Annotated in this window: 17 protein-coding genes; 3 read left to right on the top strand and 14 right to left on the bottom strand. The window is 68.0% G+C overall.

The annotated features are described in order from the left end of the window. Positions 1-107 precede the first annotated feature (107 nt). Entirely contained in the window at positions 108-1,559 is a 1,452-nt protein-coding gene (locus tag R3E10_00710) for a M48 family metalloprotease (GenBank protein MEZ4414253.1), read from the bottom strand. Between the two features lie 204 nt (positions 1,560-1,763). Here R3E10_00710 and R3E10_00705 point away from each other — a divergent pair, with 204 nt between their 5' ends. Both R3E10_00705 and R3E10_00700 read left to right on the top strand, forming a co-directional pair. Beyond that, on the top strand, positions 1,764-3,773 hold the full coding sequence (locus tag R3E10_00705; GenBank protein MEZ4414252.1) for an oligopeptide transporter, OPT family: 2,010 nt from the start codon (positions 1,764-1,766) through the stop codon (positions 3,771-3,773). Beyond that, positions 3,770-4,126, top strand: a complete 357-nt coding sequence (locus R3E10_00700; protein ID MEZ4414251.1) for a hypothetical protein — start codon at positions 3,770-3,772, stop codon at positions 4,124-4,126. Before R3E10_00705 ends, R3E10_00700 begins: the two co-directional genes overlap by 4 nt. A 37-nt stretch (positions 4,127-4,163) precedes the next feature. Here R3E10_00700 and R3E10_00695 read toward each other — a convergent pair whose 3' ends face one another. After that, the gene (locus R3E10_00695) at positions 4,164-4,784 is read right to left on the bottom strand and encodes a hypothetical protein (protein ID MEZ4414250.1); all 621 of its coding nucleotides are present in this window, start codon (positions 4,782-4,784) and stop codon (positions 4,164-4,166) included. 99 nt (positions 4,785-4,883) lie between these two features. On the opposite strand from R3E10_00695, the gene R3E10_00690 reads away from it, so the two are divergent. Then, positions 4,884-5,288, top strand: a complete 405-nt coding sequence (locus R3E10_00690; protein ID MEZ4414249.1) for a RidA family protein — start codon at positions 4,884-4,886, stop codon at positions 5,286-5,288. A 62-nt stretch (positions 5,289-5,350) separates the two neighbouring features. Here R3E10_00690 and R3E10_00685 read toward each other — a convergent pair whose 3' ends face one another. Genes R3E10_00685 through mreC form a run of 12 tightly spaced genes read right to left on the bottom strand, consistent with a single transcriptional unit; the run spans position 5,351 to position 18,790 of the window. Then, positions 5,351-6,112: a TMEM175 family protein gene (locus R3E10_00685; protein ID MEZ4414248.1), complete on the bottom strand. Its 762-nt coding sequence runs from the start codon at positions 6,110-6,112 to the stop codon at positions 5,351-5,353. Continuing rightward, the gene (gene guaA / locus R3E10_00680) at positions 6,103-7,644 is read right to left on the bottom strand and encodes a glutamine-hydrolyzing GMP synthase (protein MEZ4414247.1); all 1,542 of its coding nucleotides are present in this window, start codon (positions 7,642-7,644) and stop codon (positions 6,103-6,105) included. Before guaA ends, R3E10_00685 begins: the two co-directional genes overlap by 10 nt. A 7-nt stretch (positions 7,645-7,651) precedes the next feature. After that, on the bottom strand, positions 7,652-8,938 hold the full coding sequence (lysA, locus tag R3E10_00675; protein ID MEZ4414246.1) for a diaminopimelate decarboxylase: 1,287 nt from the start codon (positions 8,936-8,938) through the stop codon (positions 7,652-7,654). Next, positions 8,920-10,383: a proline--tRNA ligase gene (gene proS / locus R3E10_00670; protein ID MEZ4414245.1), complete on the bottom strand. Its 1,464-nt coding sequence runs from the start codon at positions 10,381-10,383 to the stop codon at positions 8,920-8,922. The genes lysA and proS overlap by 19 nt, the downstream gene beginning before the upstream one ends. Then, positions 10,373-10,684: a hypothetical protein gene (locus R3E10_00665; GenBank protein ID MEZ4414244.1), complete on the bottom strand. Its 312-nt coding sequence runs from the start codon at positions 10,682-10,684 to the stop codon at positions 10,373-10,375. The genes proS and R3E10_00665 overlap by 11 nt, the downstream gene beginning before the upstream one ends. After that, positions 10,681-11,967, bottom strand: a complete 1,287-nt coding sequence (gene hisS, locus R3E10_00660; GenBank protein ID MEZ4414243.1) for a histidine--tRNA ligase — start codon at positions 11,965-11,967, stop codon at positions 10,681-10,683. The genes R3E10_00665 and hisS overlap by 4 nt, the downstream gene beginning before the upstream one ends. Positions 11,968-12,014: 47 nt before the next feature. Next, positions 12,015-13,373, bottom strand: coding sequence for a Mur ligase family protein (locus tag R3E10_00655; GenBank protein MEZ4414242.1), 1,359 nt, complete (start codon positions 13,371-13,373; stop codon positions 12,015-12,017). Between the two features lie 13 nt (positions 13,374-13,386). Beyond that, positions 13,387-14,283, bottom strand: a complete 897-nt coding sequence (accD, locus tag R3E10_00650; protein MEZ4414241.1) for an acetyl-CoA carboxylase, carboxyltransferase subunit beta — start codon at positions 14,281-14,283, stop codon at positions 13,387-13,389. Positions 14,284-14,287: 4 nt separating this feature from the next. Further along, the gene (rodA, locus tag R3E10_00645; GenBank protein MEZ4414240.1) at positions 14,288-15,526 is read right to left on the bottom strand and encodes a rod shape-determining protein RodA; all 1,239 of its coding nucleotides are present in this window, start codon (positions 15,524-15,526) and stop codon (positions 14,288-14,290) included. Then, a complete protein-coding gene (mrdA, locus tag R3E10_00640; protein MEZ4414239.1) occupies positions 15,523-17,382 on the bottom strand; it encodes a penicillin-binding protein 2 in 1,860 nt (619 codons plus the stop codon). Before mrdA ends, rodA begins: the two co-directional genes overlap by 4 nt. Then, a complete protein-coding gene (locus R3E10_00635; GenBank protein ID MEZ4414238.1) occupies positions 17,379-17,861 on the bottom strand; it encodes a hypothetical protein in 483 nt (160 codons plus the stop codon). The genes mrdA and R3E10_00635 overlap by 4 nt, the downstream gene beginning before the upstream one ends. Continuing rightward, the gene (gene mreC, locus R3E10_00630) at positions 17,858-18,790 is read right to left on the bottom strand and encodes a rod shape-determining protein MreC (GenBank protein ID MEZ4414237.1); all 933 of its coding nucleotides are present in this window, start codon (positions 18,788-18,790) and stop codon (positions 17,858-17,860) included. Before mreC ends, R3E10_00635 begins: the two co-directional genes overlap by 4 nt. Positions 18,791-18,795: the final 5 nt, after the last annotated feature.

Raw genomic sequence — 18,795 nt, 5'->3', positions numbered from 1 at the left:
CAACCTGGCAGGTTGTCCGCCACATCGGCGCAGGGGGCGGAGGCCCCCCGCGCCGACCGACCACTACGTTCAAGAACAGCGCCAGAGCATGCGCCTCGCCGCTCCGGTCAACGCGGGCCGGCGACCCTCTTCGCCAGTTCCCCACGACCCAGGTTCGTGGTGGCGAAGAACTGGTTGATCAAGGTGACGGTGGGTTCCGGCACCGTGCTGGGGTACCGCGTGATGAACTCGGACACGCTCATGGCCGATGGAATCTGAACGACTTCGATGCGGTCGGGCTGTTTCCCCAGGACCGCCGGATCGTTCACGGCCCGGAAGGAGCGCGCGAAGCCCTGGATCGCCTGGGAACGCGCATTCCACTGAGCCTGGGTGGTGTAGCCGAGCAGGCGGAACACAGCGCCGCGATGTTCGACGAAGGCCGTCAGCCCGTGCAGGGCAGTTCCATCCTCGGTCTGCGCCGTGAATTCCGCCCATGATGCCGGCAGACCCCCGACCCGTTGCTCCGTTCGGGCCACCTCCTGGATACCCTCGCCGCCGAGGAACGCGTCCCGCGCCGTGCGCGCCGACGTGGTCCCTTCGGCCAGGGTCAGCATGGCGGCCGCATCCTGCTCCGGGCTCACCCCCTGTACGGCCTGCTTCTGGTTGACGGTCTGCCATCCACTCGGGAAGGTCACGCCGAACTGCAGGTCGGGGTGGAAGAAGTCCGCGTTCTCGAAGTAGCCTTCGCGAGGATTGGGACCGAACACCATGGTGTCGAGCCTGCGCAGGAACTGCGGCCGGTTGACGGTCGCGCCTTGGTAGCTCTGCCCCGACTGGTCTGCCATGGCCAGGATCGTCTGTGCGCGGCGGCCGGGATCCGGGTGCGTCGAGAGCCACTCCGGAATCCGTTGCCCGGACTGCGCGCTCACCTGATTCAGCATCTCGAAGACGCGGCTCATCTCCCGTGGGTCGTAACCCCGGTCCGTCATGTAGCGGAAGCCCAGGCGGTCGGCCTCCGACTCGTCGTCCCGGCCGTACTTCAGGAAGAGCAGCTGCAGACTCTGCATGGCCACGTCTCCGAAGGCGCGCACCGTCTCCGAGAAGATCATGCCCACGCCCAGACCGAGCGTGTACAGCTGCTGACGGCTGATCTGATTCACGGAGTGCTTCGCGGTGACGTGGCCGATCTCGTGACCGAGCACACCCATCAGCTCGGCCTCAGACGTCAGATGCGTCAGGATCCCGCGCGTGATGTAGACGAATCCACCCGGCAGCGCGAACGCGTTGACGACCGGATCGTCCACGACGCGGAACGTCCAGGGCAGGTTCGGCCGCTCGGAGTCCTGTGCCATGCTGAGGCCCAGGTCACGCACGTAGCGCTGCACCGCGGAATCCGGGTAGAGCCCGAGGGACGCGACGATCTGTGCGTCGGCCTCCTGCCCCATCTGGATCTCCTGGGCTTCCGAAACGAACGAAAGCTCACGCCGGCCGGTGGCCGGGTTGACCGCGCAGCCCAGGGCCAACGCGAGCACTGCGAGGGGCACGCCCCGGCGCACGGAGCGTGGAACGGACCGAAACATGGACACCTCACCTTCGCGAAGAGGACAGATGCTCGGGACCTCGTCCCGAACGACTGGCCCGGTCCGTGCCGGGGGCCCGCGAACCGACCGGGTTGGGCTACCCCTGACCGGAGGCCAGGCTCCGCGACCCGCCTTGACGGCAGGTTCCGCGGGGTTCCAAGCTAGCCAGGTTGCTCCGATCCGCCTTCCAGCCCGAGCACGCTCATGGCCCACGTCGACGCACCGGCCCGCCGCGGTCTTCCCCCGGAGGCCTACGAGGAGGTTCCGGGCGAGGCCTATCCGCCCTACGTCCCCGCTGACCAGCATCCGGACGAGTTCACCGCCCGGGCCCTGATCCTGGGCGTGGTGCTGGGCGTGGTGTTCGGGGCCGCCAACGCCTACCTGGGCCTTCGCGTCGGTTTGACCGTGAGCGCCTCCATCCCGGCAGCGGTGATGGCCGTGGCCCTGTTCCGAGCGCTGAAGCGCGGCACCATTCTCGAGGCGAACATCGTGCAGACGGTCGGCTCGGCCGGGGAGTCCGTGGCCGCTGGGGTGATCTTCACGCTGCCCGCACTGTTCATCTGGCAGCGCTCCGACCCGAGCGTCGTCGTCGACCTCATGGAGATCTCGGTCATCGCGGCGCTGGGTGGCATTCTCGGCGTGCTCTTCATGATCCCGTTGCGAGCGTACCTGATCTCACGCGAACACGGGAAACTGCCCTATCCCGAGGGCACGGCCTGCGCCGAAGTGCAGGTGGCCGGCGAGGTCGGCGGAACCAAGGCACGCCTGTTGTTCGAGGGGCTGGGAGTGGGCGCCTTGTATCAACTGCTGTCCAACAGCAGGGGACTGGCGCTGTGGAACGAGTCCCCCGGATTCAACCTGCCCAAGAAGGCGCAGATCGGAGGCGACTTCACCCCCGAGCTCCTGGGCGTCGGGTTCATCATCGGGCCCCGGATCGCCGCCATCATGTTCGGGGGGAGCGCGCTTGCCTGGCTGCTGTTGATCCCCCTGATCAACGCCTGGGGAGGAACCGACATCGTCTACCCGGCCACCGCCCCGATGGCCGACCTCGCATCCGGCGACATCTGGAACCACTACATCCGCTACGTGGGCGCCGGTGCGGTGGGGTGCGCCGGGATCCTCACCTTGATCAAGAGTCTCCCCACCATCGTGGAGAGCTTCAAGCTCGGCCTGAAGGGTTCGGCGGGCGGCCGGGGCGGATCGGTGCGGCGTACCGAACAAGACCTTCCCCTCCCCGCGGTATTGGGGCTGGCCGGCCTGACGACGATCGCGCTGTGGCTGTGGCCGGGCGTGCCCGTCAACCTCGTGGGGGCCGTGCTCATCGCGGTCTTCAGCTTCTTCTTCGTCACCGTCTCCAGCCGCATCGTCGGGCTGATCGGTTCCTCGTCGAATCCCGTCTCGGGGATGACGATCGCGGCCCTGATCCTGACGTCGTTGATCTGGGTGGCCCTCGGCCTCAACGACGGCAGCATGGCCTCCAAGGCCTCCGTGCTGGCGGTCGGCGCAGTGGTCTGCATCTCGGCGGCCATCGCCGGAGACACGTCCCAGGACCTCAAGACCGGTTTCCTGCTCGGCGCCACGCCCCGGTTGCAGCAGATGGGAGAGCTGATCGGTGTCATCACCTCGGCCGCTGTCATGGGGGTGGTGTTGGTGGTGCTGAACGAGTCGTACGGCATCGGCACGGCCGACGGGTTGCCCGCACCGCAGGCGACGCTCATGAGCCTGGTCATCGACGGCGTGCTCAACGCGTCGCTCCCGTGGGGCTTCGTGATCCTCGGCGCGGTGATCGCCGCGGTCGCCGAGCTCGTCTTCAAGTTGCCCTCCCTGGCCTTCGCGGTCGGCGTCTATCTGCCGGTCTCGCTGATGACCCCCATCTTCATCGGTGGGCTGCTCCGTCACGCCCTCACCCGGCGCTACCGGGACGCAGGCACCACAGAGGACGGCGCGGAGATCCTCGCCGAGAAGCGGGAGCAGGGCGTGTTGTACGCGTCCGGCTTGATCGCGGGAGCGGCGCTGGTGGGTGTGCTGATCGGCGGCGCAATCTACGGCGTGACCCGCTTCACCGGCGACCCGGCCAACGCGGACCGATGGGTGGTTGGGCATACCTGGTCAGAATGGACCGCGTGGTCCTCCGCCGTGATCGGCACACTGATCTTCGCCGGGCTCTGCCGCCTCCTCTGGCGGGCCGCCACCCGTCCCATGGAAAGCCGATGAGGCCGGGGCGCTGGCCCTGGGCTTTGGGCATGCTCGGGCCGCTGGCCCTTGCCGGGGCGTGCGATTCCTCGGGTCCGGGCGACCCGTCCGACGCGATCCCGGTGGACGTGTTCATCGATACCTACGTCGACCTGCGCATCGCAGACCTGCAGACGCCCGGGAACGAGATCATCCCCGCCGATCGCGAACGCATCCTGGCCGAGCACGGCGTGACCTCCGAGGACCTGCTCGAGTTCGTGGAAACCCACGGCCGCGACGTGCCCTATATCGCCGAGGTCTGGGACAGCGTCGAGGTACGCTTCCGTCGGAAGCGCGATTCGATCCACGCCCAGGGAATGGACAGCACCGGCTGAGGCGGCCCGCCGACCCGCGCCGGGCTGCCGCCGCGAATCAGCGCAGTCCGGACCCGAACGCGGCCCCGATCGCCACCGCCTGCCGGTCGCCCACCGTCACTGCGAAACGCACCGCCCAGCCCGCGTCGAAGGCGAGATCGGCCCCGAGATCGACTACCACGTCGACGCCGATGTCCTCACGCGCGGGATCGTCCCCGATGAAACCGTCCACGACGACGCGGGGCGTGCCGTAGGGCAGGATCCGCACGTCGGGCGAGCGGACCACGCGCCCGAGGCTGACGCCGATCGGCAGACTCACCAGCACGTTCTCTCCCAGCGACGCACCGAGGCCCGAGACCCAGATCACGTCCAGGGGGAAATCATCTCCGGCCTGGGTCAGAGGACCGCTGAAATCCACGCCTGCGAAGACGACGGCCTCCGACCGCACGTCCTCGGTGACCCCCACGCGGAACCCCAGTCCGGACGGAGCGCGAGAACGCCGCCAGAGGGCCATGGCCCCCACCCCGTCACTGGCGTCGGGATCGACCAGGAACACCTGGAGTCCCCCGGGCGAATCCGGGGCCAACAGCATTGGGCTATCCCAACCCACCTGCGCCTCGAGGCGCGCCACGCACACCGAGGCGAACACCAGCGCCGCCGCCACGACCCTCGACCGCATCCCCCCTCCTGGATAGTGTTGACCGACCCCAACGGGGAGCAGCCCCTGGAGCATCCTTCCGGGAACGAGCAAGATCCCCGCCAATCGCACCAGGAGCGCATGAAAACACGCACCGACGACCACCGGACCCGCGCCTTCAGCGGGGTGGTTTGGGAGGGCCGGGTCGGCTATTGCCGGGCCCTGCGGACGGGATCGCTGGTCTTCGTCACGGGCACCGCTCCGGTCGCCGCCGATGGAACCGTCCACGCACCCGGAGACCCCGAGGCCCAGGCGCGGCGTTGCCTCGACATCATCGAGGAGGCCCTCGCGGCGGTCGGCGCGTCCCTCTCCGATGTGGTTCGGACCCGCATGTTCGTCACGGATATCTCACGTTGGGAGGACTACGGGCGTGCGCACGGAGACCGCTTCCGTGAGCATCCCCCCTGCACCACGATGGTCGAGGTCAAGGGACTCATCGAGCCTGAGATGATGATCGAGATCGAGGCCGACGCGGTGGTGGGCTGACCGCGCGCCGGGAGGGACGTAGGTGCACCCAACCGACCCCGCAGCCGGCAACGGCTGCGGACCTACTCGATGTCCAGCCCCTCCATCAATGCCTTGCGCCGGCGCCCCATGCGCGCTCCGAACAGGGGCATGGCGACGGGAAGCAGCATGTAGGCCCATCCGGGCACGCCCACCCAGGTCGCTGGGACCCAAAGCGACAGCAGCACGGATCCGAGACCCGCAGTCCCGAGCAACGCCCAGGCACCGAGCGAGGCGCGCGTCTCGTGCTGTTCAAGGGCGTCGAGTCCCAGTACCTCCCGCCTCCGGTACGCGTGCAGATGCAAGGCCGCCATGGCACCACTCATCGCAAGGAAGCCGAGCCCGTATACGACGAACAGGCCATTGACGTCCGCGGGTCCTCGGATCACCAGAGTCCCCGACCCGACCGGGAGGCCCGTCAGGACCGAAATCCACGACAGCGCCAGGCCGGAGATGAAGCGGAGCGGATACACGTACACCAGCACGGTGAAGACCAAAACGCAGCTGAGCAATACAGTGACGCCGTCGTCCAACCCGTAGCGTCGACTCCAGCGCTCATGCCCCCACCAGAACAGCATGAGCAGGCTGGCGCTCATCAAGAAAGCGGGCACGTCGCGCAGGACGCGGATGAGCGCCTCGAAGTCCGTCGGCGGCTCCAGCGAGACTACGAGCAGGGTCAGAGCGAAGGCGAATGCCGCGTCCGTGAACGTCTCGATCCTCGTGGTCTCAGTACCGCGAATGCGGAAGCCGCTGCTGTCCTTCGGGAGCGACCGCTCGCCTTGCCCGGCGCCGCGCACTACTCCCACTCGATCGTGGCAGGCGGCTTCGAACTCACGTCGTAGCAGACCCGGTTGACGCCGGTGACCTCGTTGATGATCCGCGTGGAAATGCGGGCCAACACGTCGTGGGGGAAGGGATACCAGTCCGCGGTCATGCCATCCCGGGATGTAACCGCCCGCAGCGCCACCACGTTCTCGTAGGTACGCGCATCCCCCATCACTCCCACCGACTGCACAGGCAGCAGCACGGCGAACGCCTGCCAGATGGCGTCGTAGAGTCCCGCCGCTCGGATCTCCTCCAGGTAGATGGCATCGGCCTCTCTGAGCACCTGCAGACGAGGCTCGGTCACGTCGCCCAGCACACGAATGCCCAGCCCCGGCCCCGGGAACGGATGCCGCCCCACGAACATCTCGGGCAGCGCCAGCTCACGGCCCACGGCGCGCACTTCGTCCTTGAAGAGCTCCCGCAGGGGTTCGATGAGCTCGAAGGTCATATCTTCGGGGAGACCGCCGACGTTGTGGTGCGTCTTGATGGTGGCCGAGGGGCCCTTCACCGAGAGTGACTCGATCACGTCCGGGTAGAGGGTGCCCTGTACGAGGAAATCGGCCTGGCCGACATCGCGCGCGGTCACCTCTTCGAACACGCGAATGAACGTCTCGCCGATGCGCCTGCGCTTGATCTCGGGATCCGTGACGCCCTCGAGCACACCCAGGAAGCGAGCCCGCGCGTCCTCGACGATCAGGCGCATCCCCATGTGCTGGCGGAAGGTCGTCTCGACGGTCTCTCGCTCGGCCTTGCGCAGCAGACCCGTGTCGACGAATACGCAGGTGAGTTGATCGCCGATGGCGCGGTGCACCAGCGCCGCCGCCACCGACGAGTCGACCCCGCCAGACAAACCGCAGATCACCTGACGGTCCCCGACGCGGGTACGGATCCCCTGCACCGTATCCTCGATGAAGGTGCCAGCCGTCCAGGAAGCCTCGCAGCCGCAGACGTCGAACAGGAAGTTCGCGAGGATGCGCCCGCCCTCCGGTGTGTGCGCCACTTCGGGATGGAACTGCACGCCGTAGATGGGGCGATCCTCCGCCCGGAAGGCCGCCACCGGCAGGCTCTCCGTCGACGCGATGGTGCGATAGCCTGGAGGAGGCCGGTCCACGTGGTCCCCGTGCGAGCACCACACCTGGATGGGTGTCCCCGCGCCGAATCCCGAGAACAAGGGCGACGCTTCGGAGAGGCGCAGATCGGCACGCCCGTACTCTCGTTTGCCAGGGATCACGTCGCCCCCCTCGAGATGGGCGACCAGCTGCATTCCGTAGCAGATTCCCAGGATCGGAATGCCCGACCTCAGGAGCGCGGCATCGAGGGTCGGCACGTCCGCACCGTACACCGACGAGGGGCCCCCGGCCAGGATGATCCCCTTGGGACCCCACTCCTGAATCCACTCCGGAGTGCGCGTGGGCGGATGGATCTCGCAGTAGACGTGCTCCTCGCGCACCGCGCGCGCAATGAGCTGGGTGAACTGCGAGCCGTAGTCGATGATCAGAATTCGGTCGTGCACGTGTCTCTCACGTTAGGGGCGCCTCGTCCGGGATCTGCTCTCCGCGGACGAGGTCTTCGAAGGTCTCACGGGTCCGGATGAGGTCGACACGCCGGCCGTCCACCATCACCTCGGCCGGCCGACGGCGAGCGTTGTAGTTGGATGCCATCGTGAACCCGTAGGCGCCCACCGTGCGCACGGCCAGCAGCTCCCCGACGTCTGGGAGGGGGAGCGAGCGATCCCGCGCCAGGAAGTCCCCTGTCTCACAGATGGGGCCGACCACATCGACCGGCTCCGGCTCCCGGCCGTCGGCGCGGGTCACGGACTCGATGACATGGTAGCCGCCGTAGTGGCTGGGACGGAGCAGTTCGGTCATGCCGCCATCGGTGATCACAAAGCGTTTGCGGGCCCCTTTCTTGATTCCCAGCACGCGCGTGACCAGCACGCCCGCTTCGGCGACCAGGAACCGTCCAGGCTCCAGGATCAGGGAGAGGCCGCGAGCCCGTACGGGCGGGACCACCACCGAGGCCAGGTCGCCCAGCGGCATGGCAGGCCCACCGTCGTAGGATACGCCGAACCCGCCCCCCAGGTCGAAGAACCGGAGCGCAATCCCCTCTCGCGCGAGGGCGTCGACCACGTGCAGCGTCTGCTCCAGAGCCCGCGCATAGGGTTCGGGGCTCGTGATCTGCGACCCGATGTGCATGTCGATCCCGATCGGATCCAGGTGGTCGCTGCGCGCGGCCCGCCGATACAGGGCCGGAGTGTCGGCGAGCGAGACGCCGAACTTGGTGTCGGCGTGTCCCGTGCGCGTGTACTCGTGGGGCGTCGGGGACAACACGTCCGGATTCACGCGCACCGCGATACCCGCTCTCACCCCCAATCGCGCTGCGCTGGCTTCGATGCGATCGAGCTCTTCGGCACCTTCCACGTTGAAGGCGAGGATGCCGGCCTCCAAGGCGCTGACGATCTCGGCCTCCGTCTTTCCGACGCCGGCGAATACGATGCGGGAGGCCGGAACACCCGCCCGCAGCGCCCGGAACAGCTCGCCGCCCGATACGATATCGGCTCCCGCGCCCAGCCGCGCCAGCAGGTGGAGCAGCGCCAGGGTCCCGTTGGCTTTGACGGAGTACGCCACCAACGGGTCGGCCCCCGCGAACGCGTGCACGACCGCGTCGTAGCGGTTCCGAACGATCTCCGCGTCGTAGACGTACAGGGGCGTGCCGTAGTGCTCTGCCAGATCCGCCAGCGCGACCCGGCCGGCCGTCAGGCCGGCGTCCCCGCGTGGGAAGGCGGGCTTCAGTACGCCCGTGCCCAAACGACCTCCATCTTCGAGGGAGCGCCGGAGATGCAGCGCGTCGGCGTGCTGGCGGAGCGGAACTCCTCCCCCGGGATGACCCGCAGGGTCGCGCGCGTCTCTTCCTTCACTTGCGCCTCCACCTCGGGGTCGCCACTCCATCCGGTGTAGACGAAGCCTGCGCCGCCGTCGAGCGCCTCGCCCAGGGCCGCGATCGAATCGACGCCGCCACGAACCGAATTGGCCTCCCGATGCTGGCGGCTGCGCTCGAGGAGGGCTGCCTGCAACTCCTCCAACAGATCCGGCAGGCGCTCGAGGGCCTCGGCCTCTGGAAGGAAGGACTTGCGTTCCCGGCCTGGAAGCTCGACGCGACGCGCGACGACCAGCTGCCCTTTCTCCAGGTCCTTCGGTCCGATCTCCACGCGGAAGGGCACGCCCTTGCGCTCCCACTCGTAGAACCGGGCACCGGGCGAAAGGTGTTCCCTCAGGTCGACCTGGACCCGCACCCCTTTCTCGGTCAGCGCGGCACGCACCGACTCGGCCTTCTCCAGCACAGGCCCGCGCTGATCGTCATTGCGATAGATCGGGAGGATGACCACCTGCTTGGGAGCCAATCGAGGCGGGACCACCACTCCCTTGTCATCGCCGTGCGTCATGACCATCCCACCGATCATCCGGGTGGAGACGCCCCACGAGGTGTTCCAGGCGAATTCCTCCTGGCCTTGTTCCGACTGGAAGGTCAGACCGAACTGACGAGAGAAGTTCTGTCCCAACATGTGGGAGGTGCCCGCCTGCAGCGCCTTGTTCTCCAGGGTGAGCGCCTCCAGGCAATACGTGCGGACCGCGCCCGCGAACTTCTCCGACTCGCTCTTGAGTCCTGTGAGGGGCGCCAGACCGATCCAGTCCTCCATGAACGAGCGATAGATCCCCAGGATGCGCAGCGTCTCCTCTTCCGCTTCCGCCTCGGTGGCGTGGGCCGTGTGTCCTTCCTGCCACAAGAACTCCGAGGTGCGCAGGAACAGCCGCGTCCGCATCTCCCAGCGCATGACATTGCACCACTGGTTGAGCAGGATCGGGAGGTCGCGATAGCTCTGCACCCACTTCGCGTACATCGCGTAGATGATCGTCTCCGAGGTCGGGCGGATGGCCAGGGGCTCATCCAGCTCCTTGCCGCCCCCGTGGGTGACGATCGCGAGCTCGGGCTTGAATCCCTCCACATGCTCCTTCTCCCGCTCGATGAAGCTCATGGGGATCAGAAGCGGGAAGTAGGCATTCTCGTGTCCGGTTTCCTTGAAGCGGTCGTCGAGCGCGCGTTGCATGCGCTCCCAGATCCCGTAGCCCCAAGGGCGAATCACCATGCTTCCCCGCACCGGAGAATAGTCCGCGAGTTCCGCCCGCTGGACCACCTCGTTGTACCAGGCGCTGAAGTCCTCAGCCTGTGCGGTCAGCCCCTTCTCATCCGCCATCGTTCTCGTCGCTCACGTGGTCGTTTCCGGCACGGGCCCTTCCCGCGGGTGCCGAGGTCTCTCGCAACTGCAGGAAGGCAGGTACTGCAAAGAGCACTACCGAACACACGATCCAGGATACTCGGAAGGAGAGCCCCGCGGTCCGCTCGAGCAGGAATGCGATCAGGGCACCGGCCACCATCGACAGGACCATGGCCATTCCCAACATCACCATCTCCAGCAGCCCGATACGGCGGATCGCCCGTCGCATGTCGCGACGTGTCCCACCGAGGGAGTCCCGACCCATCCCGGCGTCACTCATCGGAGTTCGGCCAGCGGCACCTCGCGCTCCTCACCGGAACTCATGTGCTTGATGCGAGCCGTGCCCCGTCCGGTTTCCTCGGGGCCGAGCACGATCACGTCGACCGCGCCGCACGCTCCCGCAGCCTTGAACTGTCGCTTCACGGAGTCGTCACCCAGCGAATAGAGGACTTTCCTTCCGCGACTGCGCTGGACGGCGGCGATCTGGAGCAGCAGAGCGCGTTCGCTGGCGTGCGTCGCGACCAGGAACAGGTCGACCGTGCGGCCGGCACCCTGGTCCAGGCCCCGGTCCTTGAGCAGCTCACCCAGGACGACGTCGCCCATGCCGAACCCGACGGCGGGGAGCGACTCTCCGCCCACCAGCTCCAGCAAGCGATCGTAGCGGCCGCCGCCACAGATGGCCCGCAACTCGCCTTTGCGATCGAACAGCTCGAACACGACACCTGTGTAGTAGGCCAGGCCTCGGACGATGCGCAGGTCGAACGAAAGGAAATCGCCGAGTCCACGCGCGACGAGGTCGGAGCGGTACCGATCCAGCTCCTCGAGGCGCGCCCCGACCTCGTCCCGGCTCCCGAAGGCCTCCGCCACCCCGTCCAGGCCCGGTGCCTCGAACACGGCCAGGGTTCGCTGCACGGTGTCGTCGTCCAGAGCTGCCTCGGCCTGAAGGCGGGCCGCCGCGCGTCCGGGCCCCTCACGCTCCAGTCGATCAACCACCGACATGACCGCGGGCACCCGCTCGGAACCGATGCCCAGGGCCGTCAGGAGGGCGGTCAACAGGCGGCGGTCCGAAACCCGCGCCACGAAATCATCCGGTCCCAGCCCCAGCTCGCGGATGCCGTCGATGGCCAGCGAGAGCACTTCGGCGTCAGCGCCGATCGCGGACTCCCCCACCACATCGGCATTCCACTGGAAGTGCTCGCGCAGGCGCCCCCGTTGCTGCCGCTCATATCGGAACAGTTGCGGCGTGGCGAACCAGCGGATGGGTTTGGGCAGCGCTCGGCTGCGCTCCGCAAGGATACGCGCCAAGGAAGGCGTCATCTCCGGTCTGAGCGCCACCTCGCGTCCACCCTTGTCGGTGAACGTGTAGAGTTGCTCGACGATCTCCGCGCCGCTCTTGCGCACGTAGAGGTCGAGCGCCTCCAGAGGGGGGCCATCGTACTCCTCGAAGCCATACCGTCGAGAAGCGCGACGCCAGGCCTCGAAAATGCGCGTCCGTGCCGCCATCGCCTCCGGGGGAAAATCCCGGAACCCCGGCAGGCGTCCGATGCTGGCAGCCTCCGTCATGGCCGCGAATCTAAAGTGTACCCGGGAAAGGACAATGCCGAGCTGCTCTACCCGACGGCACTCGCGGCGTCGGAGTCGGAAGGTGCGGCAGGCCACTCGGAAAAGGGCTCGAACCCCAACACGGCAAAGGCGTCCCCAACGGTGTGGGCCGATCCCGTGACCAGCGCGGTACCGCCGCGGAGGTGGGGAGAGGACAGCAACTCCGTGAACTCCGGAGCGACCTCCACCCTGTCCGCCCAGGGACGCGTGGCAACCCAGCCGGCCACCTCCTCGAGGTTCCAGCGCCGTCCACCCGCCGAGGGGGGTTGGGTCAGGAACAGCCGCTGCGCCAGCGGTGCGAGCCCTTCCAGCATGGACCGCCAGTCTTTGTCGCCGAGGATCCCGACCACGGCGCGCAGGGGAAGCTCCAGGCCCAGGTCCGGCAGCGAGCGCGCCAGCGCCTCGATGCCCTCGGGGTTGTGGGCGATGTCGAAGATCCAGGCAGACCCATCGTGGCGGCGGAGATCGAGGCGTCCGGGCCAGCGCGTCTGGTGGATGCCGCGAACGAGCGCGTGGCGGGCCGGACACCAACGGTCGGGCAACGCCTCCAGCAGCCGCAGCGCGAGCAGCAGGTTGAGAGCCTGGTGCGCACCGGCCAGCGGAAGATCCAACTCGACGGAGCCCCAGCGGCTTTCTTCCAGCACGGCTCGGAGCTGCAATGGCTCCCCGGACCGCACGGTGAGCTCGCCCGGCTCGAGGATGCGGACCCGCGCTCCCAGCGCCTCGGCACGCGCCGACAGAACGGACCGTACAGCCGGCACCGAGGCAGTGGTCAGGAACACGGTGTCACGCTTGGCGATCCCCGCCTTCTCCCGAGCCACGCTCTCGAGGGTGTCGCCGAGGTACTCGCGATGATCCAGACCGACGTTGGTCACTCCCACCGCGAGGGGATCCAGCACGTTGGTCGCGTCCAGGCGCCCCCCCAGCCCGACCTCGACGACCGCGATCTCGACGCCGAGCTCCTGGAATGTCTTGAAGGCCAGCGCCGTGCTGAGCTCGAAAAAGGCGGGATCGACCTCGTCCACCACCGACGCGAAGCCGTCGGCGACCCGGGCCAGCACGTCGTCTGCCACCGGGCGCCCATCCACCTGGATGCGCTCGTTGAAGCGAACCAGGTGCGGCGACGTGTAGAGGCCCACCCGGTGACCCGCAGCGGAGAGCGCGCTGGCCACCATGGCCGACGTCGAGCCCTTCCCGTTCGTGCCGCCCACGTGGACCGTGGCGAAGGATCGCTGGGGACCTCCCACGGCGGACAGGAGTGCGCGCGTCTTCCCCAGTCCCCACCGCTCCGCGGGCGCCAGGCGCCCCGGGAAGAGCTCGTGGAGAAGCGTGCGGGTCGCGGGGTCGACGGGGCCGCGGCCGCTCATGCCGGTTCCGTGGCTATCCCGGGACCGAGGCGCCCAGGGAGTGCGGACCGGACCGGACCCTGGCCACCGGGCCGAGCAGATGAGCGAGGAGGCGCCCGAGCGACGCCTTGAGCTCTCGCCGGTCGACGACCCGGTCCACCATGCCGTGGGTCAGCAGGAACTCCGAGCGCTGGAATCCCTCGGGCAGCTCCTGCCGGATGGTCTCCTCGATGACCCGGGGACCGGCGAAGCCGATCAAGGCGCCCGGCTCCGCCAGGATGATGTCGCCCAGCATGGCGAAGGAGGCCGTGACGCCCCCGGTGGTGGGATCGGTCAGGATGGAGATGAAGGGGATTCCCGCGTCGTGCAGACGGGCCAGCACCGCGGAGGTCTTGGCCATCTGCATCAGCGAGAAGATCCCTTCCTGCATGCGCGCCCCTCCGGAGGCGCTCAAGACCAGGAGTGGCTGCCGACGCTCCAGGGCACCTCGCCCCGCCCTCGCGATCTTCTCACCCACCACCGACCCCATGGACCCACCGATGAAGCGGAAGTCCATGACGGCCACGATCACGTCCCGGCCATCCAAGCGACCTGCCCCGGTGATCACCGCGTCGGAGCGCCCCACCTTTCGCTCAGCCGCCACCAACCGCTCGCCGTAGGGCTTGAGATCGGTGAAGTGGAGTGGATCGTCGCTTCTCAGGTCCGCGTCCCACTCCTGGAACGAACCGGAATCCAGGATCAGGTCCAGGTAGCGCTCCGCCGTGACCCGAGTGTGGTGCCCGCAGGTCGGGCAGACCCCGAGGTTCTTGGCGAGGTTCTCCGAATACAGGATCTCGCCGCACCCCGGGCACTTGTCGAAGACGTCCCGGGGTACGTCGCGCTTCTCTTGCTTCTTCAGGGGACCCTTGGGTCTCCGGAACCAAGCCGCCAAAGGACTAGTCCTCCTCCAGGCTCCGCAGGGCCACCCCTGCCGCCAGCCAGGACATCAGCAGAAACGAGCCGCCATAGCTGACGAACGGGAGCGGGATACCGGTCACGGGAACCACCCCGATCGTCATCCCGACGTTCACGAAGATATGGACGAGCCAGGAGCCGAAGATACCGAGGCAGACGATCCCGGCAAACGCGTTGGGGGCCTCGTCCTCGGCCAGGCGCACCAGGCGCAGGAGCACGAAGGCGAAGGCCAACAGGAGCAGCGAGGTGCCGATGAACCCGAACTCCTCGCCGATCACACTGAAAATGAAGTCGGTGTGCTGCTCGGGCAGGAAGTCGAGGCGCTTCTGGGTGCCAAGGGTGAAGCCCTTCCCACCAAAGCCCCCGGACCCGATGGCCACCTTGGACTGGATCAGGTGGTAGCCCGCCCCCAGTGGATCGGCGCTGGGGTCGAGGAAGACGAGCAGCCGGTCCTTCTGATACTCGGCCAGGGAATTCCACAGGGGTGTGGCAACGGTGCCCGCCGCCAGGTTCCCGAGCACCACCGCCACCGACTCCACCAGGTAGACCCGGTAGCGCAGGACATACAGGAAGACCACCACCGCCACCATGTACACGGACCAGAATCGGGTGTCGAACGTCAGGATCAGCGCCGGTCCCGGGCTGGCGAGGAGCAGGAGCATCCACCAGGGGGTCCCGGCCCAGAACAGCGCGGCGAACAGGATCCCGACGAAGGCCATGGCCGTGCCCAGGTCCGGCTGCAGCACCACCAAGCCCAGCGGCAGAGCCGCGAGGAAGGCCGCCGGGACCAGCTCCCGCAGGTAGCGGGGCGCCTCCTCACGGGAGCCCAGTAGCCGGGCCAGTGCCAGGATGGTGGTGATCTTGGCCACCTCGGCCGGCTGGAAGCGCAGAGGCCCCAGCTGGATGAAGCTCTTGGTGCCGGCTGCGGTGCCGGCGCCCGTCCCGATCACCAGGGTGGCCATCAGCAGAAGGATGCCCATCACGTAGCCGGGGACGGCGAACCACTCCAACCAGCGGGCCGGGATGCGGCGCACGGCGGTGAACACGACAAGGGCCAACCCGAACCAGACCGCCTGACGGATCCAGGCCCCCTGCACCACGGGGCTGGGAATGTTGAGCACGCCCGCCGAGTAGATCATCGCGATCCCGAACGCCGAGATCGCGAACAGTCCGATCACCATGGCGGGATCGCCCGCCCAACGGCGGAACGCTCCGCTCATCCGTCCGCGACCGGGCGCGGCCGTGGGCGCGTACGGTTGGCCCACGGCGCCGGTCGCCCGCGCTGGTAGTACTCGCGCAGCGTCTGCACCGTGTCGAGAGGCAGGCCGTGCTTCTTGCGCAGGTAGTAGTCGACCGTCTTGGCCATGACCGGAGCGGCCATGCGGGAGCCGCTCTCGCCCTGCTCCACGAGCGCCACCACGACGACTTCGGGATCCCCGCCGATCGGACCACCGAAGCCGGCGAACCAGGCGTGGTCCCGGCCCGTTTCGTTCTGGCCGGTCCCGCTCTTTCCCCACAGATCCCAGTGCTCGAGCGACGACAGGTGCCCGGTACCGCCGGGCTCCATCACACTCAACAACCCGTCCCAGAGCGCTTCGATGTTCTCCGGAGCGATGTCGAGCGTAAGCCCTTCCGGTGGCTGCTCGTCGCGGGCCAGTCGCGGCGTCGGAGCCTGACCGCGGCGAGCCAGCGCCAGATAGAACTGCGCCATCTTCAGCGGCGTTTGACCATTGGGCCCCTGCCCGATGGACAACGAGATCACCTCACTCGGGTTGGGTCGGTAGCCGTAGTTGCGCTCCCACCAGCTCGGTCCGTCGGGCAACTCGCCAGCTCGCTCCGTGGGGAGGTCGATCCCGCACTGCGATCGAAACCCGAGCTTTCCGACGTCGTCGAGGAAGGGCTGCAAGCCGATTCTGAGACCCAGCTGATAGAAGTAGATGTCGCAGGAGTTGGCGATGGCTCCCGCCAGATCCAGATAGCCGTGGCCGCTCCGATCGTGACAGTGGAAGATGCGGCCGTAGCGAAACGCACCCCGACAGGGTTCGGGCATGAACTCGTCTGGCGTCACCACACCCAGTTCGAGCCCCACAGCAGCGGTGGCCAGCTTGAACGTCGACGCAGGCGCGTAGTGTCCCTGGGTCGCGCGGTTGAGGAGGGGATGGTAGGGGTTGGTGTTCAACGTCGCCCAGGTCGCGCGGTCGATCGACCCCACCAGTAGGTTGGCGTCGAAGGTGGGCGCAGAGTACAACGCCAGCACTCCGCCTTCCTCGACGTCGAGCGCCACCACGGCTCCCGCCATCGAGTCGGGGAAGATGTGGTGGATCCACTCCATCAGGTCGAGGTCCAGGTTCAACTCCAGATCCTGCCCCGGCACGGCCGGCTCCTCCTGGTAGCCGCGGAACGAGCCCACGATGGCACCGCGCGCATCCACCTCTACGTAGCGCACGCCGTAGGTGCCTTGCAGCGCCTGCTCGTAGGTCCGCTCCAGACCTTCCTTCCCGATGATCCAACGCGGCTCGTAGCCCTCGAACTCGGGCCGCTCCAGCTCGCCTGGGCTGATCTCTCCTACATACCCGACGACGTGCGCGGTCGCTTCGCCCGCCACGTAGCGACGCTTGGGTCGCATGTCGATGAATACGCTGGGGAACATGGAACGGCGCTCCTCCAGGGCGGCGACCGCCGCGAAGTCCGCGTCGCGTTCCACCAGCAAGGGCTGACGTGGATAGCGTCGAACGGTGCGCATCAACGACTCGATGTCACGGTCCTGCAGCCCCAGGTAGGGTCGGATGCGTTCCAGCACCGCGTGCATGCTGTCGGCGGGCCCGGGCAGCAACGTCACCTCATAGCCGGGGACGCTCTCCGCCACGACGCGACCGTTGCGATCGAAGATCGTCCCGCGCGGCGGCGGCAGCGGCAGGGGACGCAAGCGGTTGGACTCCGACTGCAGGATCCACTGATCGGACCCCAACACCTGGAGGCGGAACGACACCAACCCCAGAACCCCCAGCAGAGCCGTGACGACCACGCTGGCGATCTGAGCACGGCGTCGCCGCTCGTGGGGATGATCGTGATTCATCGTTCCGTCGCTCCGATCCCCGTCAGCGCGAAGACCAGCCAACCGATCGCTGCCGCATAGAGCGCGTCCAGGGGTGCCTCCACGAACAGGGCACGCTGGAGCGCAGAGCGTGCGGCCGGTGCGGTCAGCAACCAGAAGACCAGGCCCCGCAGCCAGACACCCAACCAAAGATACGTGATGCGGAACGTCCGCGAGTCCCCGACGAAGAGGTCACGGGTCGCCCCTCCCAGCACGCCTACCATGCCCAGCGACACGGCGCTCGCGCCGAACGAAAGCACGGAAAAGGCATCCTCCAGCAGACCCAGGCAGACACCGAGCGTGGCACCGCCCCGCGCGCCGATCTGGCGCGACGCCAGCAGCACGGCTACCGCGAAAAGGTCGGGGGCCCCGCGCCCGATGCCAAAGGCCACGTGCAGGACCAGGTGGCACAGGACGAGTAGCGCCGTGACGAAGGCAAGCCGGCCCCCCGACGTCGTCATCGGCCCGCACCTCCGGTGTCGGGAACCGCCAGCGTAGGCGGCGGCAGGTCCCCCGGATCGGCACCCGCGTCCGGTCCCACCGTTCGCCACCAGTCGGGCGGATTGGGCCCGCCCGTCGCGCCGCCGCCCCAGAGGACCACCAAGACGTGCGTGACGCTGCCCGCGTCCACGACGGGGCGCACCCAGTAGCTACGACGCCATCCCTCGTCCACCTGGGCCTGGCCATCGATGGTGCCCACCGGAATACCCCTGGGGTAGAGCCCCCCGCGACCGCTGGTCACCACCGCCGTCCCCTCCGTCAACTCGCCGAAGTAGGGGGCGCCGCTCCAGAGCATGCGGTCCAGCTCGCCGAACACACCCCTCTGCGGCTCGACGATGCCGTACTCCTGCCCATTCTGCGTCATGGCACTGACGCGGAAGTCGGGGTTCGTCCAGTCCATGGCAATCGAGGCGTGGTCGGCGACCTCGCGAACAATGCCCACCAGGCCCTCCGCAACGATCACCGGTGCGTTGGGCCGCACCCCGTCGGCGAGCCCCACATCGAGCATGAAGGTCCCCGCCGACCCTGCGGTCCCCGTGCGCACGACGCTGGCCGGCACCACGTCCACCGCCGGTCGGGCTGCGAGGCCCAGGAGTGCCCGCAGGCGGCGATTCTCCTCCACCACGGCGCGGTTGGCCGTGACTTCCGCTGTGAGCGAATCCAGGCGGCTCTGGAGCAGGCTGGCCGCCGTGGCCTGGACGCGCGCCTCGGCCAGGGACTCCTGGACCCAGATGAAGGGAGCGAGCACCGAAACGCGCAGCCCGGCGCCGATCCAGCCCTGGGCACCGGGAGGCAACACGCTGAGGATGTAGGCGAAGAAGACGATGCCCAACGCCTGCAGGATCTCCCTGCGACCCTGCTGCTCCTGCGGCTCTGCGTAGGGCGGCATCCGTC

The sequence above is a fragment of the Gemmatimonadota bacterium genome, from assembly GCA_041390105.1.
Taxonomy (GTDB): domain Bacteria; phylum Gemmatimonadota; class Gemmatimonadetes; order Longimicrobiales; family Gaopeijiaceae; genus JAGQIF01.
Note: the sequence above shows the minus strand (reverse complement) of the source record. Positions and strands in the feature narration are given on the sequence as shown.